This is a genomic window from Variovorax defluvii, from assembly GCF_039541515.1.
Taxonomy (GTDB): Bacteria; Pseudomonadota; Gammaproteobacteria; order Burkholderiales; family Burkholderiaceae_C; genus Variovorax; species Variovorax defluvii.
The window spans coordinates 198968-221449 of sequence record NZ_BAABGJ010000015.1; the positions used below are offsets into that span (position 1 = coordinate 198968).

A 22482-nucleotide genomic window follows, 5' to 3' on the forward strand; every position below is an offset into this window, starting at 1 on the left:
CCCGCCGACGTGCTACGAGGTCCACGTCGTCCATGGGTCGTTTCAGGCCCGCAAGATCAAGCCACGCCCCACCCCCCACCCCCAGGCGTCTCGATCACGAACACATCGCCCCGCCCCATCTGCACCTGGCCGATGTGCTCCAGCGCCTCGACCGTGCCGTCGGCGCGCTCGACCCGGTTGACCCCCACCGCGCCCGCCGCGCCGCCCGCACCGCCGAAGGCACCGTGCGTGCGGCCATTGCTGAGGATGGAGGCGGTCATCGGCGCCAGGAAGCGTACCCGCCGCACCCCGCCGTCGCCACCACGCCAGCGCCCTGCCCCGCCCGATCCTGCGCGGATCTCGTAGCGCTCCAGGCGCACCGGGTAGCGGAATTCCAGCACCTCGGGATCGGTGAGGCGCGAGTTGGTCATGTGCGTCTGCACCACGCTCGTGCCGTCGAAGCCCGGGCCGGCACCCGAGCCGCCGGAGATGGTTTCGTAGTACTGGTGCTCGCCGTCGCCGAAGGTGAAGTTGTTCATCGTGCACTGGCTCGCCGCCAGCACGCCCAGCGCACCATAGAGCGCATTGGTGACGCAGCTCGAAGTCTCGACGTTGCCCGCCACCACCGCCGCCGGCGCCACCGGGTTGAGCATGCAGCCCTCGGGCACGATCACGCGGATCGGCTTCAGGCAGCCGGCGTTGAGCGGGATGTCCTCGTCCACCAGCGTCCGGAAAACGTACAGCACCGCCGCCATGGTGATCGCCTTGGGCGCGTTGAAGTTGTTGGGCAACTGCGCGCTGGTGCCCGTGAAGTCGACCGTCGCGGCACGTGCGGCGGCATCGACCTGCACGCGGACCTGGATGCGCGCGCCGTTGTCCAGCGGCAGCCTGTACTCGCCGTCCTTCAGCGCCGAGATGGCGCGGCGCACCGACTCCTCGGCGTTGTCCTGCACGTGGCCCATGTACGCGGCCACCGTCTCGCGGCCGAACTGGGCCACCATGGCCCGCAGTTCCTGCACGCCCTTCTCGTTGGCCGCGACCTGGGCGCGCAGATCGGCGATGTTCTGCTCGGGATTGCGCGAAGGATGCGGGCCGCTCGCCAGCAGGGCGCGTACCTCGGCCTCGCGCAGGCGCCCCTGCTCGACCAGTTTGAAGTTGTCGATCAGCACGCCCTCCTCCTCGATGGTCTTCGAGAAGGGCGGCACCGAGCCGGGCGTGATGCCGCCCACGTCCGCATGGTGGCCGCGCGAGGCCACGTAGAACGAGGGCGTCGCATCGCCGGGCGACAGGTACACCGGCGTCACCACCGTGATGTCCGGCAGGTGCGTGCCGCCGTGGTACGGGTCGTTGAGCATGTAGACGTCGCCCGGCTTCATGCCGGGATTGGCGTCGATCACCGTGCGGATCGACTCGCTCATCGAGCCCAGGTGCACGGGCATGTGCGGCGCGTTGGCGATCAACTGCCCCTTCACGTCGAACAGCGCGCAAGAGAAATCCAGCCGCTCCTTGATGTTCACCGAGTAGGCCGTGTTCTGCAGCCGCAGCCCCATCTGCTCGGCGATGTTCATGAACAGGTTGTTGAAGACCTCCAGCATCACCGGATCGGCCCTGGTGCCCACGGCCTGCGCCGTGACGCGCGGGCGCACCCGCTGCAGCACCATGCCGGCCGCGTCCACGCGCGCCTGCCAGCCGGGCTCGACCACGGTGGTGGCGTTGCCGCCGGCGACGATCGCGGGGCCGTCGAGGGTGGCACCGGGACGAAGCTGGCCCTCCAGGAAGAGTGCGGCATCGCGCCAGCCGGCCGGCTGCTCGTCGGCTTCGCAGTAGACGCGCACCGCGGCGTGCGGCGCCGGGGCGTGCGGGACTGTGTCGCCGCCTGCGGATGCCACGGCGGTCCGCTCCCCGGCGGCGGTGGCCTCCACCGTCACGGCCTCGATCACCAGTGCCCGGTCCGGCATCAGAAAGGCGAAGCGGCGGCGGTAGGCGGCCTCGAACTCCTCGCGCAGCGCGGCGATGGCCTGGTCCTGCGGCTGCGCCATCGGCAGCGTGCAGGGCAGCGCGGTGTCGGTGCCCTCGTAGCGCAACTGCACCCGCTGCACGGTGGCGATGCCGGCGCGCGCCGCGCCCTGCGCGTGCAGTTCGGTCACCGCCTCGTCCGCCAGCGCGAGCGCGGTGCGGCGGGCCGCCGCCAGGCCCTCGGCATCGAGACGCCGCTCCAGCGCCCGCTCGCGCATCGCGAGCTGATCCGCCAGGCCCATGCCGAACGCCGAAAGCACGCCGGCCAAGGGATGCAGGTAAACGCGCTCCATGCCCAGCGCATCGGCCACCAGGCAGGCATGCTGCCCGCCGGCGCCGCCGAAGCATTGCAGCGTGTACTGCGTGACGTCGTAGCCGCGCGCCACCGAGATGCGCTTGACCGCATTGGCCATGCTGGCCACCGCGATGCGAAGGGCGCCGCTGGCGACCTCCTCCGGGCTCGTCTCGCGGCCGGTCGCCTCGGCCATGCGCCGTGCCATGGCCTCGAAGCCGCGCCGGGCCGCCTCGCGGTCCAGCGGCTGGTCGGCCGCCGGGCCGAAGACGTGGGGAAAATGGTCCGGCTGGATCTTGCCCAGCAGCACATTGGCATCGGTCGTGGTCAGCGGCCCTCCGCGCCGGTAGCTGGCCGGCCCCGGGTTGGCGCCCGCCGACTCCGGCCCGACCCGCAGCCGCGCGCCGTCGAAGCCGATCACCGAGCCACCGCCGGCCGCCACCGTGTGGATGCTCATCATCGGCGCGCGCATGCGCACGCCCGCCACGTGGGTCTCGAAGGAGCGCTCGAATTCGCCCGCGTAGTGCGAGACGTCGGTCGAGGTGCCGCCCATGTCGAAGCCGATCACCTTCGGATGGCCGGCCTCCAGCGCCGTGCGCACCATGCCGACGATGCCGCCGGCCGGCCCGGACAGGATCGCGTCCTTGCCCTGGAAGCGCTGCGCCTGCGTGAGGCCGCCCGAACTTTGCATGAAGAACAGCGGCACGCCGGGCATCTGCTGCGAGACCTGGTCCACGTAGCGGCGCAGGATGGGGCTGAGGTAGGCGTCGACCACGGTGGTGTCGCCGCGCGGCACCAGCTTCATCAGCGGGCTGGTCTTGTGCGAGACCGAGACCTGCGTGAAGCCCACCCCGCGGGCGATGCGCTCGGCCGCCAGTTCGTGCGCCGGGTGCCGCCAGCCGTGCATGAAGACGATGGCGCAGGCGCGCAGGCCGGCATCGAAGGCTTGCTGCAGCGAGACGCGCAGGGCCGCCTCGTCGAGCGGACGGACGAGGCTGCCATCCGCATCCACGCGCTCGCTGGATTCGATCACACGTTCGTAGAGCAATTCAGGCAGCACGATGTGCCGGTCGAAAAGCCGCGGCCGGGCCTGGGTGGCGATGCGCAGCGCATCGCGGAAGCCGCCGGTCGTGACCAGCACCGTGCCCTCGCCCTTGCGCTCCAGCAGCGCGTTGGTGGCCACCGTGGTGCCCATCTTCACGCACTCGACCCGCTCCGGCGTGACCCGCTCGCCCGGGCCCAGGCCCAGCAGGCGGCGGATGCCCTCGACGGCGGCGTCGCGGTACTGCTCGGGGTTCTCGGACAGCAGCTTGAGGGTGTGCAGACCGCCTTCGGGATCGCGGCCGACCAGGTCGGTGAAAGTACCGCCGCGGTCGATCCAGAACTGCCAGCGGGAAGTCGAAGAGATGGGATGCTTGCTCATGATGAAGGAACGATGGGGTCGCGGAGGGACAGGGCGACCCTCGAGGGCCGCCGCATCACGGAGGAGAAAGGAAAGCGGGATCAGTTCTGATGCAGATCGCGGCCGCGTGTCTCGGGGAGGCACAGCGCCACCACCACCACGATCGCATAGGCCGCCGCCGCGCACACCCCGATCGCGGTGCCCAGCGGCATGTGCAGCCGGTCGCTCAGCACGCCCACCAGCGCCGGGAAGGTCGCACCGATGCCGCGCCCGAAGTTGTAGCAAAAGCCCTGCCCCGAGCCGCGCAGTTCATTCGGGAACAGCTCGGCCAGGAAGGCGCCCGCGCCGCTGAAGATGCCCGACATGAAGAAGCCCAGCGGAAAGCCCAGCACCAGCATCAGCCCGTCGGTGATCGGCAGCAGGGTGTAGGCATAGACCAGCGTGCCGGCGCCGACCGCGAACAGGATGAAGGCCAGCCGCCGCCCCAGGCGGTCCGACAGGTAGGCGCCGCACAGGTAGCCGAGGAAGGCCCCGACGATGAACATGAACTGGTAGCCACCCGAGCCCAGCACGGTGAGGTGGCGTTCGTTCTTGAGGAAGGTCGGCAGCCACACGCCGATGGCGTAGTAGCCGCCCTGCATGCCCGTGAACAGCAGGCTGGCCAGCACCGTCGTGCCCAGGATGCCCGGCTTGAAGATGGCGAGAAAGTTGCCGCTGCGCTCGCCGCGCGCCACCGCGGCGCGGGTCTGCACGTAGATCTCCGGGTCGCGGATCGAGCGGCGGATGAAGACGATCAGCACCGCCGGCAGCAGGCCCAGCAGGAACATCACCCGCCACGAAACCTCCGGCGGCAGGAAGGAGAACAGCGCCATCGACACCAGCACCGCCGCGCCCCAGCCGATGGCCCAACTGCTCTGCACCAGGCCCACCGCCTTGCCGCGGTAGGCCGGGCGGATCATCTCGGCGATCAGCACCGAGCCCACCGCCCATTCGCCGCCGAAGCCCAGGCCCTGCAGCGTGCGAGCCACCATCAACTGGCCGGGCGTCTGTGCCAGGCCGCAGGCGAAGGTGAAGATGGCGAACACCAGGATGGTGAGCTGCAGGATGCGCACGCGGCCGTAGCGGTCCGCCAGGATGCCGGCCAGCCAGCCGCCGAGGGCCGACGCCACCAGCGTGGCGGTGCCGATGAAGCCGACCTCGGTCTTGCTCATGCCCCACAGCGTGAGCAGGATCGGCGTGACCAGCGGCAGCGTGTAGTAGTCGAAGGCATCGACCGCGTAGCCGCTGAAGGAGGCGGCCAGGGTGCGCTTCTCGTTGCGGTTCAGCGTGCCCAGCCAGCTGCGGCCGGCCGAGGTCTCGCCTCCCGAGTGAACGGGGTCCAGGGTGCTCATCGTGTCTCCTTGCTTTCTTGGGAATCGGCCTAGAAGCAGGCCAGGTGGTGGTGCAGCAGGTCGGTGACCAGCATCGCGCCGGGCGCATGGGTGATCGCGAAGGGCAGCCGCGCCTGCGCCAGCGCGGCCTGGGGTGTGACGCCGCAGGCCCAGAACACAGGCAGCTCGTCGGGCATGACATCGACGGCATCGCCGTCATCAGGTGCACCGATCGCGCGGATGCCGATCAGCGCAGGGTCACCCAGGTGCACCGGCGCACCGTGCACCGCGGGAAAGCGCGAGCTGATCTGCACGGCGCGGATGGCGTCCGCTGCGCGAAGCGGGCGCATCGACACCACCAAGGGGCCACGGAAAGGGCCGGCCGGCACGGTCTGGATGCTGGTGCGGTACATGGCCACGTTGCGTCCCTGCGCCACGTGGCGCAGCGCGATGCCCTCGGCCAGCAGGCCGTGCTCGAAAGTGAAGGAGCAGCCGATGACGAAGCTCACCAGGTCCTCGCGCCACAGCGCGGCGACGTCGGTGGGCTCGTCGGCCAGCTCGCCGTCACGCCAGACGCGGTAGCGCGGCAGGTCGCTGCGCAGGTCGATGTCATGGCCGAGCGCCGGCATGGACGGATCGCCGGGTTCCGAGACGCCCAGCACGGGACAGGGCTTGGGATTGGCCTGGCAGTAGCGCAGAAAGTCCGCCGCATGTCTTTGCGGCAGGATGACCAGGTTGGCCTGCACGTGCGCGGCGGCCAGGCCGCTGGTGTGCGATTGCAGCCGGCCATTGCGGGCGGCGAGGCGGACGGCCCGGGCGCTGCTCGATGCGCCGGGCGCCTGGAAGGGTTGTTGAAGACTGGACATGGGCGTTGAAGGGTGGATGAGGCGGATTGTGGGAATCCGCCCGCCGGAACGCCAACGCAAAGTTTCTTGCTCAGCTCATCGATTTTTTCGATGAACCGGCACCGTGCGTGGCATGCACCACCGCAGAGCCCAGGGCCGCCTCCGGCAGGGGCGAGGACGGGTCGTCCCGGTAGCTCGCATAGATCGGCAGCGGCTCCAGTGCGTCACTGCAAGGGAGCACCCGCAGCGGCAGGCGCCGCGCCAGCGGCTCGACCACGGCGCGCGGCAACGTCGCGATGCCGAAGCCGGCTTCCACGAGCTGCGCCATCGCGGAGATCGAGGAGATGGCATGCACCCGCGGCGCCGGGCCCCCGGACTCGCGGAACAACTCGAGCAGTGCGACGTGCGGCTGGGAGCCGCGCTGGAAGGTCAGCAGGTCCAGCGCCAGCAGGTCGGGCAGCGTGTAGCGGCGGCGGCGATGCAACTCGCGGTTTCCGACGAAGCACATCGGCATCGACGGCACGGCGCGGGTGCGCACGCCGTCGCCCGCAGCTGGCAGGGCGGCGAAGACGAGGTCCTGCTTGCCGCGCGGAGCTGGTCGACCAGGACGGGTGTGGTTTCTACCGTGAGCTCCAGTTCGAAGTCGGGGTAGGTGGCCTGCATGTGCTTGAGCCAGCCCGTGAGCCAGCTGTGGACCACCGACTCGATCGCCCCTACGCGCAGGACCGTTTCGCGGGCGACGCCGGAGCCCATCTCGGCCTTGATGTGCATCTGCATTTCGAGCAGGCGCTGGGCGAAGGCGTGGAAGCGTTGGCCGGCGACCGTGAGGCGGAACTGCTTGTCTCTTCGGTCCAGCAGGAGGACGCCCAGCTCGCGTTCCAGGGCCGCTATGCGGCTGGAGAGGGCGGATTGCGTGAGGTGGAGTTTTTCTGCGGCGCGGGTGACGCTTTTGAGGGCGACGGCCCAGTGGAAGGCTTCTACGAAACGCAGATTCATGGTCGGATCTCGAACAGAGCAAGCCTGGGATTAGACTGCCCCTCAGAAGGAGACACCATGCACATCGTCATCACCGGCGGCGCCGGCTTCCTGGGCGCTCGCCTGGCCCGCACCCTGCTCGCCACCGACACCCTTTCATTGGCCGGCGATTCCCCCCAACCCGTCACCCGCATCACCCTGGTCGACCGCGCCCCACCCCCCGCCGACCTCGGCGCCGAAACCCGCATCACCCCCGCAGTGGGCGACCTCAACGCCCAACTGGCCGACCCCGAAGCCACGTACTGGCAAAGCGCCCATGCCGTCTTCCACCTTGCCGCCGCCGTCAGCGGCGAGTGCGAGGCCGACTTCGACCTGGGCATGCGCAGCAACTTCGGCGCCACGTACGCCCTCCTCGAACGCCTGCGCGCCCTGGGCACGAAGCCGCTGCTGGTGTTCTCCAGCTCGCTGGCCGTCTTCGGCCACTCCCCCGAGCAGCCGCTTCCCGACGTGATCGAAGACGACACCCTCCCCACCCCCCAATCCAGCTACGGCATCCAGAAGTTCATCGGCGAGCAGCTGGTCGCGGACTACACCCGCAAGGGCTTCATCCGCGGCCGCAGCGTGCGCCTGATGACCGTGAGCGTGCGCCCCGGCCGCCCCAACGGCGCGGCCTCGAGTTTCTTCAGCGGCATGATCCGCGAGCCGCTGGCCGGCGTGCGCGCCCCCTGCCCCGTGCCCGACGACACGCCGGTGGCGCTGGCCTCCCCCGCGCGCACCATCGAAGGCATCCTCCGCGCCGCCGAAGCCAGCGACGCCGAATGGGGCCCGCGCACCGCCCTCAACCTGCCCTCCATCAGCCTCACCGTGGGCGAGATGGCCGCGGCGCTGGAGCGCGTGGCCGGCCCGGCCGCCACCGCCCTGCTCGACCGCACGCCCGACCCCGCCATCCAGCGCATCGTCAAGACCTGGCCGGGCCGCTTCGAGGCACGCCGCGCGGCCGGCCTGGGCCTGGCGCCCGACGCCAGCTTCGAGCAGGTGATCCGCGACTACGTCCGTGAAAATCCCGACGCTGTGAAGCTGCCCGTCAATGCATAGTCATACGTTTGGAAAACAGCTCATCTTGACAGGAGACTCCCTCATGAAGTTGAACCGACTGGCCGCCGGCCTCGTCCTCGGCCTCGGCATGGCCTGTGCCGCCTTCGCGCAGACAGCCATGAAAATCAGCATCTCGACCGCCCAGAACTCGCACCAGGGCGTCGCCATCGACACCTTCGCGAAGGAAGTGGCAGCGCGCACCAACGGCCGCTACAAGATCGAGACCTTCTACAACGGCTCGCTCGGCGGCGAACGCGAATCCATCGAAGCGGTTCAGCTCGGCACGCAGGAGCTGGCCTTCTCCTCGACCGGTCCGGTGCCCAACTTCGTGCCCGAAGCCAAGATCCTGGACGTGCCCTTCCTGTTCCGCGACAAGGCGCACGCACGCGCCGTGCTCGACGGCCCGATCGGCCAGGAGCTGCTGACGAAGTTCGACGCCAAGGGCTTCAAGGCACTGGCATGGGCCGAGAACGGCTTCCGCCACATGACCAACAGCAAGCGGGACGTGAAGGGGCCGGAGGACCTCAAAGGCCTGAAGATGCGCACGATGGAAAACCCCGTGCACATCGCGGCCTACAAGGGCCTGGGAATCATCACCACGCCGATGGCCTTCCCGGAGGTCTTCACCGCGCTTCAGCAAGGCACGGTCGACGGCCAGGAGAACCCGCTGCCGGTGATCATGTCGGCCAAGTTCTCGCAGGTGCAGAAGCACCTGTCGCTGACGGGGCACGTCTACTCGCCCTGCATCTTCCTGATGAACAAGGCAGCCTTCGACAAACTGAGCGCGGCCGACAAAACCGCGTTCCTCGAGGCCGCGAAGGTGGCGGCCAAGGCCAACCGCGACCGCGTGGACCAGGACGACGCCAACGGCGTGAAGGAACTGCGCGCCCAGGGCATGACCGTGATCGAGAACGTCGACAAGGACAAATTCGTGGCCACGCTGGCGCCGGTCAACGCAGAGTTCGAGAAGCAGTTCGGCAAGGCCAACCTCGACAAGATCCGCAACTACAAGTGAGCATCCTGCCGCGCTGATCCGCAGCGCACGCCCGCGCAGCCACGGCTGGCGGGCGTTTTTTGTTGATTCCCGAGTGCATCGCCCATGAAATCCGCCTTCCTCCGACTCGACCGGTGGACCACCTCCCTGGCCATGGCCGTCGCCTGCTTCATGCTGGTGGTGGCTTCTGCGCTGGGCGTGTTCCAGATCGTCACCCGCTTCGTGCTCGAACAGCCCGCCGAATGGTCGGAGATCCTGATCCGCGTCAGCCTGATCTGGATGGTGTTCATGGGCATTCCCACCGCGTTCCGGCAAGGCGCCATGGTCAGCGTCGACGTGCTCTACCGCTGGAGCCCGCCGGCGATGCGGCGCCTGCTCGATTGGCTGGTATGCCTGGCAGCGCTCGCGCTCATCGCGGTCATCGTCTGGTGGGGATGGGACTACGCGCAGCGCGGCGGCGTGCAGACCATGGCGGGCCTGGAGTCGGTCTCGATGTTCTGGGCGTACGTGGCGATGCCGGTGGGGGGGCTGTTCAGCGTGATCGGGATCGTGGGCAACCTGATCGATCCGCAACGCCAGGAACTGGAGACGGCGCAATGAGCGCCGCTCGGCCGCCCGAAGGCGCGAAGGCCCCCTTGGGGGGCAGCGCAGTACACGAAGTGACAAGCGTGGGGGTCCTATGACACCCGTCATGGTCACCACGATGGTGGTGTGCTTCGCGCTCACCGTCTCCGTCGCCGTCTCCATCGGCCTCGCCTCGGTGGTCGGCATCCAGGTGTCGAACGCCAACATGCTGATCTCCGTCAAGGAGATGTTCAACGCCATCAACAAGTTTCCGCTCGCCGCCATTCCCTTTTTCATCCTGGCCGGCAACCTGATGGAAACCGGCGGCATCTCGCGCCGCCTGGTGGACTTCGCCAAGAGCCTGGTCGGCGGCGTGCAAGGCGGCCTGCCCATGACCTGCGTGCTGACCTGCATGATCTTCGCGGCGGTGTCGGGTTCGTCGGTGGCCACCACCTTCGCCATCGGCGCGATCCTGATTCCCGCGCTGATCAAACATGGCTATCCCACCAGCTATGCGGCGGCGCTGCAGGCCACCAGCGCGGAGCTGGGCGTGATCATCCCGCCTTCGATCCCGATGATCCTGTACGGCGTGAGCGCCGAGGTGTCGATCGGCGAACTGTTCATCGCGGGCTTCGGCCCGGGCATCCTGATCAGCCTGGCGCTGATGGCCTTCGTCTACGTCTATTGCAAGTTCAAGGGCCTGGGCAAGAACGACGGCGATGGCCGCCTGGGCGTGGGCGTCGCGACCTGGCGCGCGGGCTGGGCGCTCCTGATGCCGGTGATCATCCTCGGCGGGATCTACGGCGGCATCTTCACGCCGACCGAGGCCTCGGCGGTGGCGGTGCTCTATGCACTCATCGTGGGCACGTTGATCTACCGCGAGATCAAGCTGCCGCAGCTCTACACGGTGCTGCGCAAATCGGTGATCTCCTCCTCGGTCATCATGTTCATCATCGCCAATGCGGGCCTGTTCGCCTTCCTGATCACCCGCGCCGGCGTGCCGGAGGCCATCGGCCACTGGCTGGAAGGCGTGCTGCGGTCCCCGACCATGTTCCTGCTGGGCGTGAACGCGGCGCTGTTCGTCATCGGCATGTTCATCGAGACCAGCGCGGCCATCATCGTGCTCGCCCCCATCCTGGCGCCGGTGGCGCTGCACTTCGGCGTTGACCCGGTTCACTTCGGGCTGATCATGGTCGTCAACCTCGCCCTGGGCATGATCACGCCGCCCTTCGGCGTCAACCTGTTCGCGGCCTGCACCGTGGCGCGCATCTCTCTGGATCGCATCGTGGGACACCTCGTGCCCTTCGTGCTGGTGATCCTGGCGTGCCTCTTGGTGATCACCTACGTGCCCGGCATCTCCCTGGGGCTGCGCGACCTGGTCTACGCCAAGTAGGCACGGCTTCCACAGGCCGTTACACGCTCGCTGCCACACGGCGTCTCGGCCGACACGGGAAAGCGCTCATCGCATGAATAGTCGCTAGGATGGCGGCACGCGCCATGCGTGCCGCCGGCGTGGCCGTTTCCGCTTGCAGGGAACGCGCCGCCGGTGAGAATGCATGGGACGAACCCGCCGCTTCTCTTTCTTCCCTTGCAAGGCATGACGAGCTACGGATTTGTTCATTTGGAATTCGGCGACCGGCATCGAGACCGGTCGCTGCTGGTATTGGAGGCGCTGCGCAGCCGGCTGGCCCAGAGCGGCGATCGCTTCTCCCTGACGGTGGTCGACAACGCCGGCGCGAGCGGCGCGCTCACCTGCCCGGGCTTCGATGAGGCCGTCCTGGTGCCGGGCGACAACAGCAACCGCGAGTTTTCCGGCTGGGACAGCGGCGTCAAGGCCCTGCTCGGCCGCGCCGAGGCGCCGGACGTCTGGATCTTCTCGAACGACACCGTCGGGTCGAACCATGCGTGGAGCGAGCGCCGGCTGCAGCACTTCGGCGGTGAGATCCGCAAGCTCGCGCTGCATTCGGGCCCCTGGCTCTTCGGCGAGATCAACGACTTCCCGCGCTCGACCATGACGCCGCTGGGGCCGCTGCTCGAATGGGTGGCGACCTACTGTTTCGCGATGAACGACACCTTGCGCCGCAAGCTGGGCACGCTCTCGCCCGACAACGCCCTGCTCGATTCGCTGGTGAACGAGCGCTACGAAGCCGGCCGGGGGCTGTTCCGCGAGCACGTGGACGCGGCGTACGTCGATTTCGTGTCCGCCTGGCTGATCGGCGACGAGCGGGAAAGCCACGACAAGAAGCGGCGCTTCAAGTGGGACCACGAATGGCACAAGGCCAGCCCGCTCGGCACGCACAACTTCGAGGACCTGCGCATGAAGGCGCGCTGCTGCCTGTCGGAAAGCATGCTCAGCGTGCGTGCCCGGCAATTGGGCGCCGACATCCGCTCGCCCTACGACGCGCGCAACGCGCGCGAGCACGTGCGGCGCTCCATGCAGTTCCTGGCGGACAAGCTGTGGGAGAAATTCCTTCTGCGCCGCATGCGCCTCGAGCGTTCCTGACACAGGCGCTCACGATTCCGGCACGGCTTTCCCGTACACTCGCCCGGTCAGGAGAGCGCTCTGCGATGCAGGGCCGCCGAAGGCGCAGGGCCCCGAAGTCACGGGCCCGAACGCTCAGGCAAAAGGACTGACGAGGCGCCCGCTGACCCCGGGCGTTTCCTTGCTGGAGAGAGGCGGCCGCGGCGTTCGCGCACAGGCCGTCCACCGAAGGAGCAAACCCCGATCGTGGGGCGAATCTCTCAGGTAAAGCGGACAGCAGGGGTGGCCCATGGCTTCGGCCATGGATCCGGACTGCCCCCATGGAGAGTACCTTGGCCTCCGCTTCCGACACCGATCTGCAAAAGACCCCGCTTCACGCCCTGCACCTCGAACTGGGCGCCCGCATGGTGCCTTTCGCCGGCTATTCGATGCCGGTCCAGTACCCCGCCGGCCTGATGGCCGAGCACCGCCACACGCGCACGGCCGCCGGCCTGTTCGACATCTCGCACATGGGCCAGCTGCGCCTGTCCGGCCCCGATGCCGCCGCCGTCTTCGAGACCCTGATGCCGCAGGACGTGATGGGACTCGCGCCGGGCAAGCAGCGCTACGGGCTGCTGCTGGACGAGCAGGGCGGCATCCTCGACGACCTGATGTTCTTCAACGAGGGCGGCGACTCGATCTTCGTGATCGTCAACGGCGCCTGCAAGGCCAGCGACATCGCCCACATCCAGGCCCGCATCGGCCAGCGCTGCCAGGTGCAGCCCCTGCCCGACCAGGCGCTGCTGGCGCTGCAGGGGCCGCAGGCCACCGCCGTGATGGCGCGCCTGTCTCCCGGCAGCGAGAAATTCGTCTTCATGACCGGCGGGAAGCTGCAGATCGGCGGCATCGCCGCCTTCGCCACCCGCAGCGGCTACACCGGCGAGGACGGCTTCGAGATCTCCGTCGCCGCGCAGGACGCCGAGGCCCTCGCCCGCCTGCTGCTGGCGCAGCCCGAGGTCCAGCCCATCGGCCTGGGCGCGCGCAACTCGCTGCGGCTCGAAGCCGGCCTGTGCCTCTACGGCAACGACATCGACACCACGACCACGCCGGTCGAGGCAGCGCTGACCTGGTCGATCCAGAAGGTGCGCCGCAGCGGCGGCGCACGCGAAGGCGGCTTTCCGGGCGCGGCGAAGGTGCTGGCCCAGCTCACCGCGGCCGACGGCGCCGCCGGCCATCTCGACCACGACACGCTGAAGCGCAAGCGCGTCGGCCTGGTCGCGCTGGAGCGGGTGCCGGTGCGCGAGGGCACCCCGCTGCAGTCCTTCGAGGGCCATGCCATCGGCCAGGTGACCAGCGGCCTGCTCGGCCCCACCGTGGACCGCCCGATCGCGATGGGCTACGTCGCCCTGGCCTACGCCGGGCTCGGCACCCGCATCCAGGCCATCGTGCGCGGCAGGCCGGTGCCCATGGAGGTGAGCACGATGCCCTTCGTGCCGCCTCACTACTACCGCGGTTGAGCCATTCCTGTTTCTTTCCCTAGGAGCCATTCCATGACCATCAAGTACACCAAGGACCACGAGTGGGTGAAAGCCGAGGGCGACACCGCCACCGTCGGCATCACCCTCCATGCGCAGGATGCGCTGGGCGACGTGGTCTTCGTCGACCTGCCGCAGGTGGGCCAGGGCTACGCGCAGGGCGAGGTCGCCGGCGTGGTCGAGTCGGTCAAGGCCGCGGCCGACGTGTACATGCCCATCGCGGGCGAGATCACCGAGGTCAACGAGGCGCTGCGCGCCGACCCCTCGCTCGCCAACAGCGCACCCGAGGGCGAGGGCTGGTTCTTCAAGCTGAAGATCGCCGACGCCTCGCAGTTCGAAGCCCTGCTCGACAAGACCGCCTACGACAAGCTCGCCGACGAAGCCTGAAGCCTTTTCTTTTTCTCCCATGCCGAAGTCCTCCCTGCCTACCCTGCCCACCCTCGCCGAGCTCGAGAACGCCGGCGAATTCATTGCCCGCCACATCGGCATCGAGGCCGAGGACGAAGCCCGCATGCTCGCCGCGGTCGCCTCCAGGACGCGCGCCGAGCTGATCGACGGCATCGTGCCGCCGGCGATCCGCCGCAGCCGCCCGATGCAGCTGCCGGCGCCCACCACGGAGTCCGGCGCACTGGCCGAGCTGCGGGCCATCGCCGCGAAGAACAAGGTGGCCAGGAACTTCATCGGCCAGGGCTACTACGGCACCCACACGCCCGGCGTGATCCTGCGCAACGTGCTCGAGAACCCGGCCTGGTACACGGCCTACACGCCCTACCAGGCCGAGATCTCGCAGGGCCGCATGGAAGCGCTGGTCAACTTCCAGACCATGGTGTGCGACCTCACCGGCATGGCCATCGCCAACGCGTCCATGCTGGACGAAGCCACCGCCGCCGCCGAAGCCATGACGCTGGCGCGCCGCAGCGTCAAGAGCAAGAGCAACGTCTTCCTGGTCTCGGGCGACTGCCATCCTCAGACCATCGAGGTCATCAGGACCCGCGCCGCGCCGCTGGGCATCGAGGTCAAGGTCAGCACCGTCTCCGAGACCCTGCCGCACCTGATGGCCAGCGGCGCCTTCTTCGGCGTGCTGGCGCAGTATCCCTCCACCACCGGCCACGTGCACGACCTGCGCCCGCTGGCCGGCCATGCGCACCAGTGCGAGGCCGCCTTCTGCGTGGCCGCCGACCTGCTGGCGCTCACCCTGCTGGCGCCGCCCGGCGAATGGGATGCCGACATCGTCTGCGGCACCACCCAGCGCTTCGGCATGCCCTTGTGCAACGGCGGCCCGCACGCGGCCTACCTGGCCTGCCGCGACGACTACAAGCGCTCGCTGCCCGGCCGACTGGTCGGCGTCAGCGTCGACACGCAGGGCCGCCCGGCCTACCGGCTGGCGCTGCAGACGCGCGAGCAGCACATCCGGCGCGAGAAGGCCACCTCCAACATCTGCACCGCGCAGGTGCTGCCGGCGGTGGTGGCCAGCATGTACGCGGTCTACCACGGGCCGGAAGGCCTCACACGCATCGCCCAGCGCGTGGCCGCCTTCACCGCCATCCTGGCCGATGGCCTGCAGCAGATGGGCCGGGAGATCGTCAACGGCACCGCCTTCGACACCCTCACCGTGCTGACGGGCGAGGACACGCCGAAGATCCTGGAGCGCGCCGAGGCCGCCGGCGTCAACCTGCGCCAGGGCCTGCAGCAGCACCTGGGCATCTCGCTGGACGAAACCACCACGCGCGCAGACATCGAGAGCCTGTGGGCGCTGTTCGTGCCGGCCGGCACGCCGATGCCGCGCTTCGACGCGCTGTCGGGCACGGCCGGCTCGCGCATCCCGCTGGACCTGCGGCGCACCAGCGGCTTCCTCACGCACCCCGTCTTCAACACCCACAAGAGCGAGACCGCGATGCTGCGCTACATCCGCAGCCTGTCCGACAAGGACCTCGCGCTCGACCGCAGCATGATCCCGCTGGGCAGCTGCACCATGAAGCTCAACGCGACCAGCGAGATGATCCCCATCACCTGGCCCGAGTTCGCGAACGTGCACCCCTTCGCCCCGGCCGAGCAGTTGCGGGGCTATGCGGAGCTGGACGCGCAACTGCGCGCCTGGCTGTGCGAGGCGACGGGCTATGCCGGCATCAGCCTGCAGCCGAACGCCGGCTCGCAGGGCGAATACGCCGGGCTGCTGGCCATCAAGGCCTTCCACGAAGCGAAGGGCCAGGGCCACCGCAACGTCTGCCTGATCCCCTCCTCCGCGCACGGCACCAATCCGGCCAGCGCGCAGATGGCGGGCATGAAGGTGGTGGTGACGGCCTGCGACGCGCAGGGCAACGTCGACATCGACGACCTGCAACGCGCCTGCGAGCAGCACCGCGACGACCTGGCCGCGGTGATGATCACCTACCCCAGCACCCACGGCGTGTTCGAGACGCGCGTGAAGGAGCTGTGCGAGATCGTGCATGCCCATGGCGGCCGGGTGTACGTGGACGGCGCCAACATGAACGCGCTGGTCGGCGTGGCCGCCCCGGGCGAGTTCGGGGGCGACGTGAGCCACCTCAACCTGCACAAGACCTTCTGCATCCCGCACGGCGGCGGCGGCCCCGGCGTCGGGCCGGTGTGCGTGGTCGAAGACCTGGTGCCGTACCTGCCCGGCCACGTGAGCGGCGGCATGCCGGGCCACGGCGTCGGCGCCATCTCCGCCGCACCCCTGGGCAATGCCGCGGTGCTGCCGATCAGCTGGATGTACTGCCGCATGATGGGCGCGGCCGGCCTGCAGGCCGCGACCGAGATCGCCATCCTGAGCGCCAACTACGTCAGCGCGCGTCTCAAGGACCACTATCCCACGCTCTACGCCAGCCCCAACGGCCACGTGGCGCACGAGTGCATCCTGGACCTGCGTCCGCTCAAGGACAGCAGCGGCGTCACGGCCGAGGACGTCGCCAAGCGCCTGATCGACTACGGCTTCCATGCGCCCACGCTGAGCTTCCCGGTGCCCGGCACGCTGATGGTCGAGCCCACCGAAAGCGAGCCGCTGGCCGAGCTGGACCGCTTCGTCGATGCCATGGTCGCCATCCGCGGCGAGATCCGCCGCATCGAGGAAGGCATCTGGCCGCGCGAGGACAACCCGCTGAAGAACGCCCCGCACACGGCCGACAGCCTGCTGGCCGCCGAGTGGACGCGGCCCTACTCGCGTGAACTGGGCGCCTTCCCGGTCGACGCGGTCCGGCAGGCCAAGTATTGGCCGCCGGTCGGGCGCATCGACAACGTGTACGGCGACCGCAACCTGTTCTGCAGTTGCGTGCCGGTGAGCGACTACGCCTGAGGCGCCCGCCTCGGGCCGCAGTGCCCATCGGGTCGTCTTCTCCCACATCCGACGGCCCGGCGTACACCTCGCACTCGAGCACCGCGGGGTGCTGAAAAGGTCCACGCCTCGGGCGCCGTTGCATCTGCTTGCAATTCGCCGCTGCACCCCTGTCGATCCGGCGGCCGCTGCTTCGACGTCTTCGTAGAGCCGCCGCCGATCGGCGCGGCTCGTTCCACTCAACGACAGGAGTTTCGACAATGCGATTCATGGTTCTTGTGAAGGCCAGCCAGGACAGCGAAGCCGGCGTGATGCCCACCGAGGAATTGCTCACCAAGATGGGCAAGTACAACGAGGAGCTGGTCAAGGCCGGCGTCATGCTGGCGGGCGAAGGGCTGCATCCCACGTCCAAGGGCGCCCGCGTGCGCTTCGAAGGCGACAAGCGGACCGTGATCGACGGTCCCTTCGCCGAGACCAAGGAACTGGTCGCCGGCTACTGGCTGTGGCAGGTGCGCTCCCGCGAGGAGGCGATCGAATGGCTCAAGCGCGCGCCCTTCGACGGCGGCGCGGAGGTCGAGCTGCGCCAGGTCTTCGAGATGGAGGACTTCGGCGCCGAGCTCACCCCCGAGCTGCGCGAGCAGGAAAAGCGCCTGCTGAACGAGATCGAGTCGCGCAAGGCCTGACCGGTCCGGCACGAAGGCCTGCCGGGCGAGCCTCCGGCGCCGGGCGCGAGGCGATATCCTTGCGGGTCCCCGGAACGAGGACCCCATTGGATGAGATTCGTGATCCTGCACGGCGCCGGCCCGCATGGCGCGGCCGCCCCTCTCCCCCCTCCCGGCACGCGCCCTGGCGCGGCCGTCCTGGAAAGCATCACGCTGGCCCCGGCGGAAGCGGGCGTGTGCATGGCACGCGGCAGCGGCGAGATGCAAAAGGTCGATGCACCCGTTGCCATCCCCGTGGCCGGTCTCAGCATCGTCGAGGCCGAGTCCCGGCAGGCCGTAGCCGACTGGCTCGGCGAGGCGACCCTGCACGGCGGCGAAGCCTGCTTCGAGATCCGCGAGACCGGCTGCGCCGGCGGCCTGGCCGGGGTGGACCCGAACGGCGCTGCCACGCAGCCGCGCTTTCTCGTTTTGCTCAAGGCCGACGCCGATACGGAGGCCGAATCCCCTGCCGACCCTGATCGACTGGCCGCCATGGCGCGGCGCAATGACGAGTCGGTGCGTTCCGGGACGCTGCTCGCCGGCGACGGCCTGCGCTCCACGGCGCGTGCGACCCGCGTGCGCGCGGGCAGCGGCCGCCCCAGCGTGCTGGACGGGCCCTTCGCGGAAACCAAGGAACTGGTGGCGGGCTTCTGGCTGATCCAGGCCGGATCGATGGACCAGGCCATGGCGTGGGTGCGGCACTATCCCTTCGCGCAGGACCGGCCGGAAGTCGAAATCCGGCCCGTCCGATGAGTGCGGACGAGGTCCACCGCCGCATCAACGCCGTCTGGCGCATCGAGTCGGCGAAGATCATCGGCGCCCTCGCGCGCATGGTGCGCGACATCGGCGCGGCCGAGGAGCTGGCGCAGGACGCACTGGTCGCCGCGCTCGAGCAGTGGCCGGCCCAGGGCGTGCCCGACAAGCCGGCCGCCTGGCTGATGCAGGCGGCCAAGCACCGCGCACTGGACCTGCTGCGCCGGCGCAAGCTGCATGCGGGCAAGGAAGACGAGATCGGCTACGAACTCGACACGCAGCACGCCATCGCCCAATCGGAGTTCGCGGAGGCAGTGGATGCCGCGCTCGACGACGATGTGGGCGACGACCTGCTGCGCCTGGTCTTCACCGCCTGTCACCCGGTGCTCTCGCCGGAGGCCCGGGTCGCGCTCACGCTGCGCCTGCTGGGCGGGCTGAGCACCGACGAGATCGCGCGCTCCTTCCTCGTGCCCGAGGCCACGATCGCCCAGCGCATCGTGCGCGCCAAGCGCGCCCTGGCCGCGGCGCGCGTGCCCTTCGAGGCGCCGCGCGCGGCCGAGCTGGGGGCTCGGTTGGCTTCGGTGCTGGAAGTGATCTACCTGGTGTTCAACGAGGGCTACTCCGCGACCGCGGGCGACGACTGGATGCGCCCCGCCCTGTGCGAGGAAGCGCTGCGCCTGGGGCGCATCCTGGCCGGCCTGATGCCGGACGAGCCGGAGGTCCACGGCCTGGTCGCGCTGATGGAGATCCAGGCCTCGCGCTCGGCCGCGCGCGTCGATGCGCAGGGCGAGCCGGTGCTTCTGCTGGAGCAGAACCGCGCGCGGTGGGACCAAGTGCTGATCCGCCGCGGCCTCTCCTCGCTGGAACGTGCCGAAGCGCTGGGTGGAGCGCTGGGCCCCTACGCGCTGCAGGCCGCCATCGCCGCCTGCCACGCACGCGCGCGCACCGCGGAGGCGACGGACTGGTCGCGCATCGCGTCGCTGTACGAGGCGCTGGCGCAACTGGCGCCCTCGCCCATCGTGGAGCTCAATCGCGCGGTCGCGCTGTCGATGGCGATCGGCCCGGCGGCCGGCTTGGCGCTGGTGGACGCACTGCGCGACGAGCCGCAGCTCCAGGGCTATCACCTGCTGCCCAGCGTGCGCGGCGACCTGCTGGCCAAGCTGGGGCGCAAGGCGGAGGCCCGCGCGGAGTTCGAGAACGCGGCTTCGCTCACGCGCAACGCGCGGGAGCGCAAGCTGTTGCTGATGCGGGCGCAGGCGTGTTCGGGGAGCCTGATGCTGCCGCCTCTCTGAGCCGGTGGCGCTTGTGCGTGTGCGTCCGAGGTCCACTCAGGAATCCGGGAAGCTTGTTCGGACGATCGGGGCCACCTCTTGCGCGACTGCTTGTAGGCATCAGTAGCAGCGATTGACCGCGCCACATCGCGTGCGGGCTCATACGCCTTCTTCCATCACGGTAAGGTGTCGCACACCATTCGGGGCCACCTGAGTTCTGGCGAGGTTGACGCTGCCGTTCTCCTTGAGTCGCAGCCGCGCCTACCGGAATCTTGGGCCCGTCATCGTGCTCGGCTCGCCCAAAGGTCCGTAGCTGCGCCAGCAATGAGCTGGCGGTTAGCGCGTCAGACGCTGTGCCCTCAGTAAGCCACGGATCCCCAATTCGGTCCTTGGATCTCAATCTTCATTCGCTGCTCATCGGTAGGCAGTTCCGAAAAGTCAAGCAGAAGCCTGTCCGCAAGATCACTTGTCACGAAGGCAAGAATGCCCTCTTCATTGACGGCAAAGTCGAAGCCCCACTGGATGGCCGAAAGTGATGGCACAAGTAGTGCCCCACAATCGATCGTTCGCGGCGTCCATACATAGATTGCCGAAGGGTTTGCGTCGTGCAACCTCCTCAGGAACGCCCCGAACCGTTCTGAGCCCCGATCCGAGAACAGAATATCGGTCGACACCGCCGCTTCTACCCCGCATTTCTGCCGAGCTGCCTGAAGATCAGCGGTCTGTTCGAGGCTCAGTAGATCGCCACACTGGACGGGACGTCCGGTCAATGCAGCAAGCTCTTTTAGGTATTCTTTCAGGTAAAGCCTCTGGCGAAGCTTCTGGCGTGTGGATGGCGTTGTCATTGGTAATCAACCTTGGACTTGTCGTTTGCGAGGGCAGGTCTTCCGTAGTTGTTCTGTCTCGTAGCACCACTTTCGGGGTCCGTCTTGACCCGACCGGCCTCCCAATGTGGCTGCCCAGCGTGGCTTCGATCCATAGTCTGCTGCTGGACGGACATACGCAGATTTCCGCCTCCTGGGGCAGGTACGTCATAGGAATACTCACGTCCAGACAGATTGCGAGACTGCGACACAGGTTGCTGACTCGTGGGTATGCCGGCATCACGCATCGCCTCTCGGCGCGCGGCCCGCGATGTAAGGGCTCCTGCTTCTGCTCCTTTTGCGCCAAGCCCTGAGCCGCCGTACCAACTTCCGCCAGCATAGCCAGCCCCACCACCACCTTCAAAGAGTTGATTGTCAAGGGGCCGTCTGCCTATCATGTTCCCTGCACCGGCGACCTGGAAGCTTTCGCTCGCAGCAATCATCGGACTGGTCGCTGGTGTCGCCATCGCGTCCCCGCCAATCCAGCTGATATCACCCGCCAGGGTGCTCAGTGCAGCACTGGCCCGAGCAGAACTCGCCCATGCCCCGAGCGACGCCAACCCCGTTGGGTCGATCCGGTTGATGGGGTTGTTGCCCACGTAGGTATATAGGTTGACGTCGTCCTGGTAGCCGATGGGATCGGTCTGCAGGAAACGGCCGAGGGCTGGCGAGTAGAAGCGCGCCTTGTAGTGGTACAGCCCCAGCTCGCCGATGAGCTGCTGGCCGTTGTAGCGGAACCTCGGGCCAGTCGCTGTGTTCGGCTCGCCGAAGGGCCCGTAGCTGTAGATGCCTGTGCTCGCCCCCGCGGCGTTGGCCGTCGCCACGATGCTGCCCAGGTGGTCCGCGTAGAGCCAGTTCTTGGCGGTGGTGCCCGCGCCTTCGTACCACACGATCGGCTCGTCGGTGCCAGGGCCGTGCACGTACCGTCTCTGGATCGTGGTGCCTGCCGCGTCGTACTCCGCGATCAGGTTCGCAGCGTCGTAGAGCAGGTTCGTCGTGTTGCTCCCGATCGCCGTTTGCCGAAGTCTTCCTTCCGCGTCATAGGCGAGCGTTGCCGCCGTTCCGGTCTTGCTCGCGCTCTTGAGCCGGTTGTCCAGGTCGTAGCCGTAGCTCCAGGTGCCGTCGCCCGCGAGGTTGCCGTTGGCGTCGTAGGTCAGGGCCGTGCCGCCAAGCGCGGTGTACTGGTTCAACCCGTTGGCCGTGTAGCTCTTCGTCCCCGGGCTCGCTCCGTTCCACTGATACAGGTCGTTGCTCCAGGCAACGCTCTTGAGCACGGGCTGGTTGGACGCGTTGTACGTGAGCGTCAGGCGCTTGCCGTAGATGGCATCGGAGGTGAAGGTCTGGTCGATGCCCTGGTACTGGATGCGCAGGGTGGGCCTCATGTAGGCCGGCAGCTCCGCCAGCTCCAGGCTGCCCCAGGCGGTGTTCTGGTAGGGCAGCGATGTCTGGCGCAGGCTGCCGTAGAAGGGGACGATGGTCTTGCCGCCGAGGACGTCGTCCAGCGTGGCCGCGGGCTTGTTCGTGCGCAGGTAGCTCGCCAGGGTGGTGGCGTAGGTGGCGAGGTTGCTGCGGATGTTGGCGCGGTGGATGTTCTGGACGTAGTCGGTGGCGACGGTGGCGCCGCTCTGGGCAGAGCTCAGGTAATTCGCCGCGCTGTAGCCGGCGGCGCCGGCCAGGTCGATGCCGGTCTTGAAGGTATGGGGCTTGTAGCTGGGGTCGAACACATACCAGCTGCCGTTGATTTTGGCCTTGACCCAGACGTGTTCGATGGACAGGTCGGTGAGCGCTGCGTTCAGGCCTGGGCAACTGCCCGCGCTGGTGGCGTTGATCTCGTAGACGGGGATCTGGGCCTGGCCGAGCAGAGACAGGACACCGCACACGTTGGCGGTGTTCACGCCCCACCACTCGGCCAACTGGGCGGCGCTGAGCTTGACGATGCCGCGCACGTAGTTGGCCTCGATGCTGGAGGCGCGCAGGAGTTCGACCATCAGGGTGGCCTGGTCGTGGGCGGTGGCCTGGTTGTCGAGAACCGCACCCAGGGCGCCCTTCTGGATGCCGAAGGTGGGGTAGTACTCGA

Annotated in this window: 16 protein-coding genes, 1 pseudogene and 2 riboswitches; of the genes and pseudogenes, 11 read left to right on the plus strand and 6 right to left on the minus strand. The window is 68.5% G+C overall.

Annotated features, from left to right (window positions below):
• Positions 1-56: 56 nt before the first annotated feature.
• From ABEA07_RS09910 to ABEA07_RS09925, 4 genes and pseudogenes are all read right to left on the minus strand, one after another.
• Positions 57-3710 (minus strand): hydantoinase B/oxoprolinase family protein, encoded by a 3654-nt coding sequence (locus ABEA07_RS09910; RefSeq protein WP_345537535.1) that lies wholly within the window; start codon positions 3708-3710, stop codon positions 57-59.
• A gap of 80 nt (positions 3711-3790) precedes the next feature.
• On the minus strand, positions 3791-5080 hold the full coding sequence (locus tag ABEA07_RS09915; RefSeq protein WP_345537536.1) for an MFS transporter: 1290 nt from the start codon (positions 5078-5080) through the stop codon (positions 3791-3793).
• 29 nt (positions 5081-5109) lie between these two features.
• Positions 5110-5925: a putative hydro-lyase gene (locus tag ABEA07_RS09920; protein WP_345537537.1), complete on the minus strand. Its 816-nt coding sequence runs from the start codon at positions 5923-5925 to the stop codon at positions 5110-5112.
• 70 nt (positions 5926-5995) lie between these two features.
• Positions 5996-6900 (minus strand): annotated as a pseudogene (locus tag ABEA07_RS09925) (LysR family transcriptional regulator).
• Positions 6901-6957: 57 nt separating this feature from the next.
• Between ABEA07_RS09925 and denD the strand changes: the two are divergent.
• The 11 genes from denD (at position 6958) to ABEA07_RS09980 (ending at position 19563) form a co-directional block, all read left to right on the plus strand.
• On the plus strand, positions 6958-7974 hold the full coding sequence (gene denD, locus ABEA07_RS09930) for a D-erythronate dehydrogenase (RefSeq protein ID WP_345537538.1): 1017 nt from the start codon (positions 6958-6960) through the stop codon (positions 7972-7974).
• A gap of 43 nt (positions 7975-8017) precedes the next feature.
• Positions 8018-8989, plus strand: coding sequence for a TRAP transporter substrate-binding protein (locus ABEA07_RS09935; RefSeq protein ID WP_345537539.1), 972 nt, complete (start codon positions 8018-8020; stop codon positions 8987-8989).
• Positions 8990-9073: 84 nt separating this feature from the next.
• On the plus strand, positions 9074-9568 hold the full coding sequence (locus tag ABEA07_RS09940) for a TRAP transporter small permease (RefSeq protein WP_345537540.1): 495 nt from the start codon (positions 9074-9076) through the stop codon (positions 9566-9568).
• A gap of 79 nt (positions 9569-9647) precedes the next feature.
• Positions 9648-10925 carry a TRAP transporter large permease gene (locus ABEA07_RS09945; protein ID WP_345537541.1) on the plus strand — a complete coding sequence of 426 codons (1278 nt, stop codon included), beginning with the start codon at positions 9648-9650 and terminating at the stop codon, positions 10923-10925.
• Positions 10926-11153: 228 nt separating this feature from the next.
• The gene (locus ABEA07_RS09950; RefSeq protein ID WP_345537543.1) at positions 11154-12035 is read left to right on the plus strand and encodes a hypothetical protein; all 882 of its coding nucleotides are present in this window, start codon (positions 11154-11156) and stop codon (positions 12033-12035) included.
• 38 nt (positions 12036-12073) lie between these two features.
• Positions 12074-12175: riboswitch (glycine riboswitch) on the plus strand.
• 13 nt (positions 12176-12188) lie between these two features.
• Positions 12189-12301, plus strand: a riboswitch (glycine riboswitch).
• Between the two features lie 33 nt (positions 12302-12334).
• On the plus strand, positions 12335-13510 hold the full coding sequence (gcvT, locus tag ABEA07_RS09955; protein ID WP_345537544.1) for a glycine cleavage system aminomethyltransferase GcvT: 1176 nt from the start codon (positions 12335-12337) through the stop codon (positions 13508-13510).
• 33 nt (positions 13511-13543) lie between these two features.
• On the plus strand, positions 13544-13915 hold the full coding sequence (gcvH, locus tag ABEA07_RS09960; protein ID WP_345537545.1) for a glycine cleavage system protein GcvH: 372 nt from the start codon (positions 13544-13546) through the stop codon (positions 13913-13915).
• A 19-nt stretch (positions 13916-13934) separates the two neighbouring features.
• Positions 13935-16838: an aminomethyl-transferring glycine dehydrogenase gene (gcvP, locus tag ABEA07_RS09965; protein WP_345537546.1), complete on the plus strand. Its 2904-nt coding sequence runs from the start codon at positions 13935-13937 to the stop codon at positions 16836-16838.
• Positions 16839-17077: 239 nt separating this feature from the next.
• A complete protein-coding gene (locus tag ABEA07_RS09970) occupies positions 17078-17500 on the plus strand; it encodes a YciI family protein (protein ID WP_345537547.1) in 423 nt (140 codons plus the stop codon).
• 90 nt (positions 17501-17590) lie between these two features.
• Positions 17591-18271: a YciI family protein gene (locus ABEA07_RS09975; RefSeq protein ID WP_345537548.1), complete on the plus strand. Its 681-nt coding sequence runs from the start codon at positions 17591-17593 to the stop codon at positions 18269-18271.
• Complete coding sequence (locus ABEA07_RS09980) at positions 18268-19563, plus strand: RNA polymerase sigma factor (protein ID WP_345537549.1); 1296 nt, start codon at positions 18268-18270, stop codon at positions 19561-19563. The genes ABEA07_RS09975 and ABEA07_RS09980 overlap by 4 nt, the downstream gene beginning before the upstream one ends.
• A gap of 338 nt (positions 19564-19901) precedes the next feature.
• Here ABEA07_RS09980 and ABEA07_RS09985 read toward each other — a convergent pair whose 3' ends face one another.
• Together ABEA07_RS09985 and ABEA07_RS09990 are read right to left on the minus strand one after the other, a co-directional pair.
• A complete protein-coding gene (locus tag ABEA07_RS09985; RefSeq protein WP_345537550.1) occupies positions 19902-20387 on the minus strand; it encodes a hypothetical protein in 486 nt (161 codons plus the stop codon).
• Positions 20384-22482, minus strand: a 2099-nt coding sequence (locus tag ABEA07_RS09990) for an RHS repeat-associated core domain-containing protein (RefSeq protein ID WP_345537551.1), incomplete at its 5' end; no start/stop codon positions are given. The genes ABEA07_RS09985 and ABEA07_RS09990, both read right to left, overlap by 4 nt.

What these genes read in the sequence shown, in the direction of transcription:
- ABEA07_RS09910 (WP_345537535.1), bottom strand. Translation starts at nt 3,710, where the DNA reads ATGAGCAAGCATCCCATCTCTTCGACTTCCCGCTGGCAGTTCTGGATC.
- ABEA07_RS09935 (WP_345537539.1), top strand. Translation starts at nt 8,018, where the DNA reads ATGAAGTTGAACCGACTGGCCGCCGGCCTCGTCCTCGGCCTCGGCATG.
- gcvT (WP_345537544.1), top strand. Translation starts at nt 12,335, where the DNA reads ATGGAGAGTACCTTGGCCTCCGCTTCCGACACCGATCTGCAAAAGACC.
- ABEA07_RS09940 (WP_345537540.1), top strand. Translation starts at nt 9,074, where the DNA reads ATGAAATCCGCCTTCCTCCGACTCGACCGGTGGACCACCTCCCTGGCC.
- ABEA07_RS09970 (WP_345537547.1), top strand. Translation starts at nt 17,078, where the DNA reads ATGCGATTCATGGTTCTTGTGAAGGCCAGCCAGGACAGCGAAGCCGGC.
- ABEA07_RS09945 (WP_345537541.1), top strand. Translation starts at nt 9,648, where the DNA reads ATGACACCCGTCATGGTCACCACGATGGTGGTGTGCTTCGCGCTCACC.
- gcvH (WP_345537545.1), top strand. Translation starts at nt 13,544, where the DNA reads ATGACCATCAAGTACACCAAGGACCACGAGTGGGTGAAAGCCGAGGGC.
- ABEA07_RS09980 (WP_345537549.1), top strand. Translation starts at nt 18,268, where the DNA reads ATGAGTGCGGACGAGGTCCACCGCCGCATCAACGCCGTCTGGCGCATC.
- gcvP (WP_345537546.1), top strand. Translation starts at nt 13,935, where the DNA reads ATGCCGAAGTCCTCCCTGCCTACCCTGCCCACCCTCGCCGAGCTCGAG.
- denD (WP_345537538.1), top strand. Translation starts at nt 6,958, where the DNA reads ATGCACATCGTCATCACCGGCGGCGCCGGCTTCCTGGGCGCTCGCCTG.
- ABEA07_RS09915 (WP_345537536.1), bottom strand. Translation starts at nt 5,080, where the DNA reads ATGAGCACCCTGGACCCCGTTCACTCGGGAGGCGAGACCTCGGCCGGC.
- ABEA07_RS09920 (WP_345537537.1), bottom strand. Translation starts at nt 5,925, where the DNA reads ATGTCCAGTCTTCAACAACCCTTCCAGGCGCCCGGCGCATCGAGCAGC.
- ABEA07_RS09975 (WP_345537548.1), top strand. Translation starts at nt 17,591, where the DNA reads ATGAGATTCGTGATCCTGCACGGCGCCGGCCCGCATGGCGCGGCCGCC.
- ABEA07_RS09985 (WP_345537550.1), bottom strand. Translation starts at nt 20,387, where the DNA reads ATGACAACGCCATCCACACGCCAGAAGCTTCGCCAGAGGCTTTACCTG.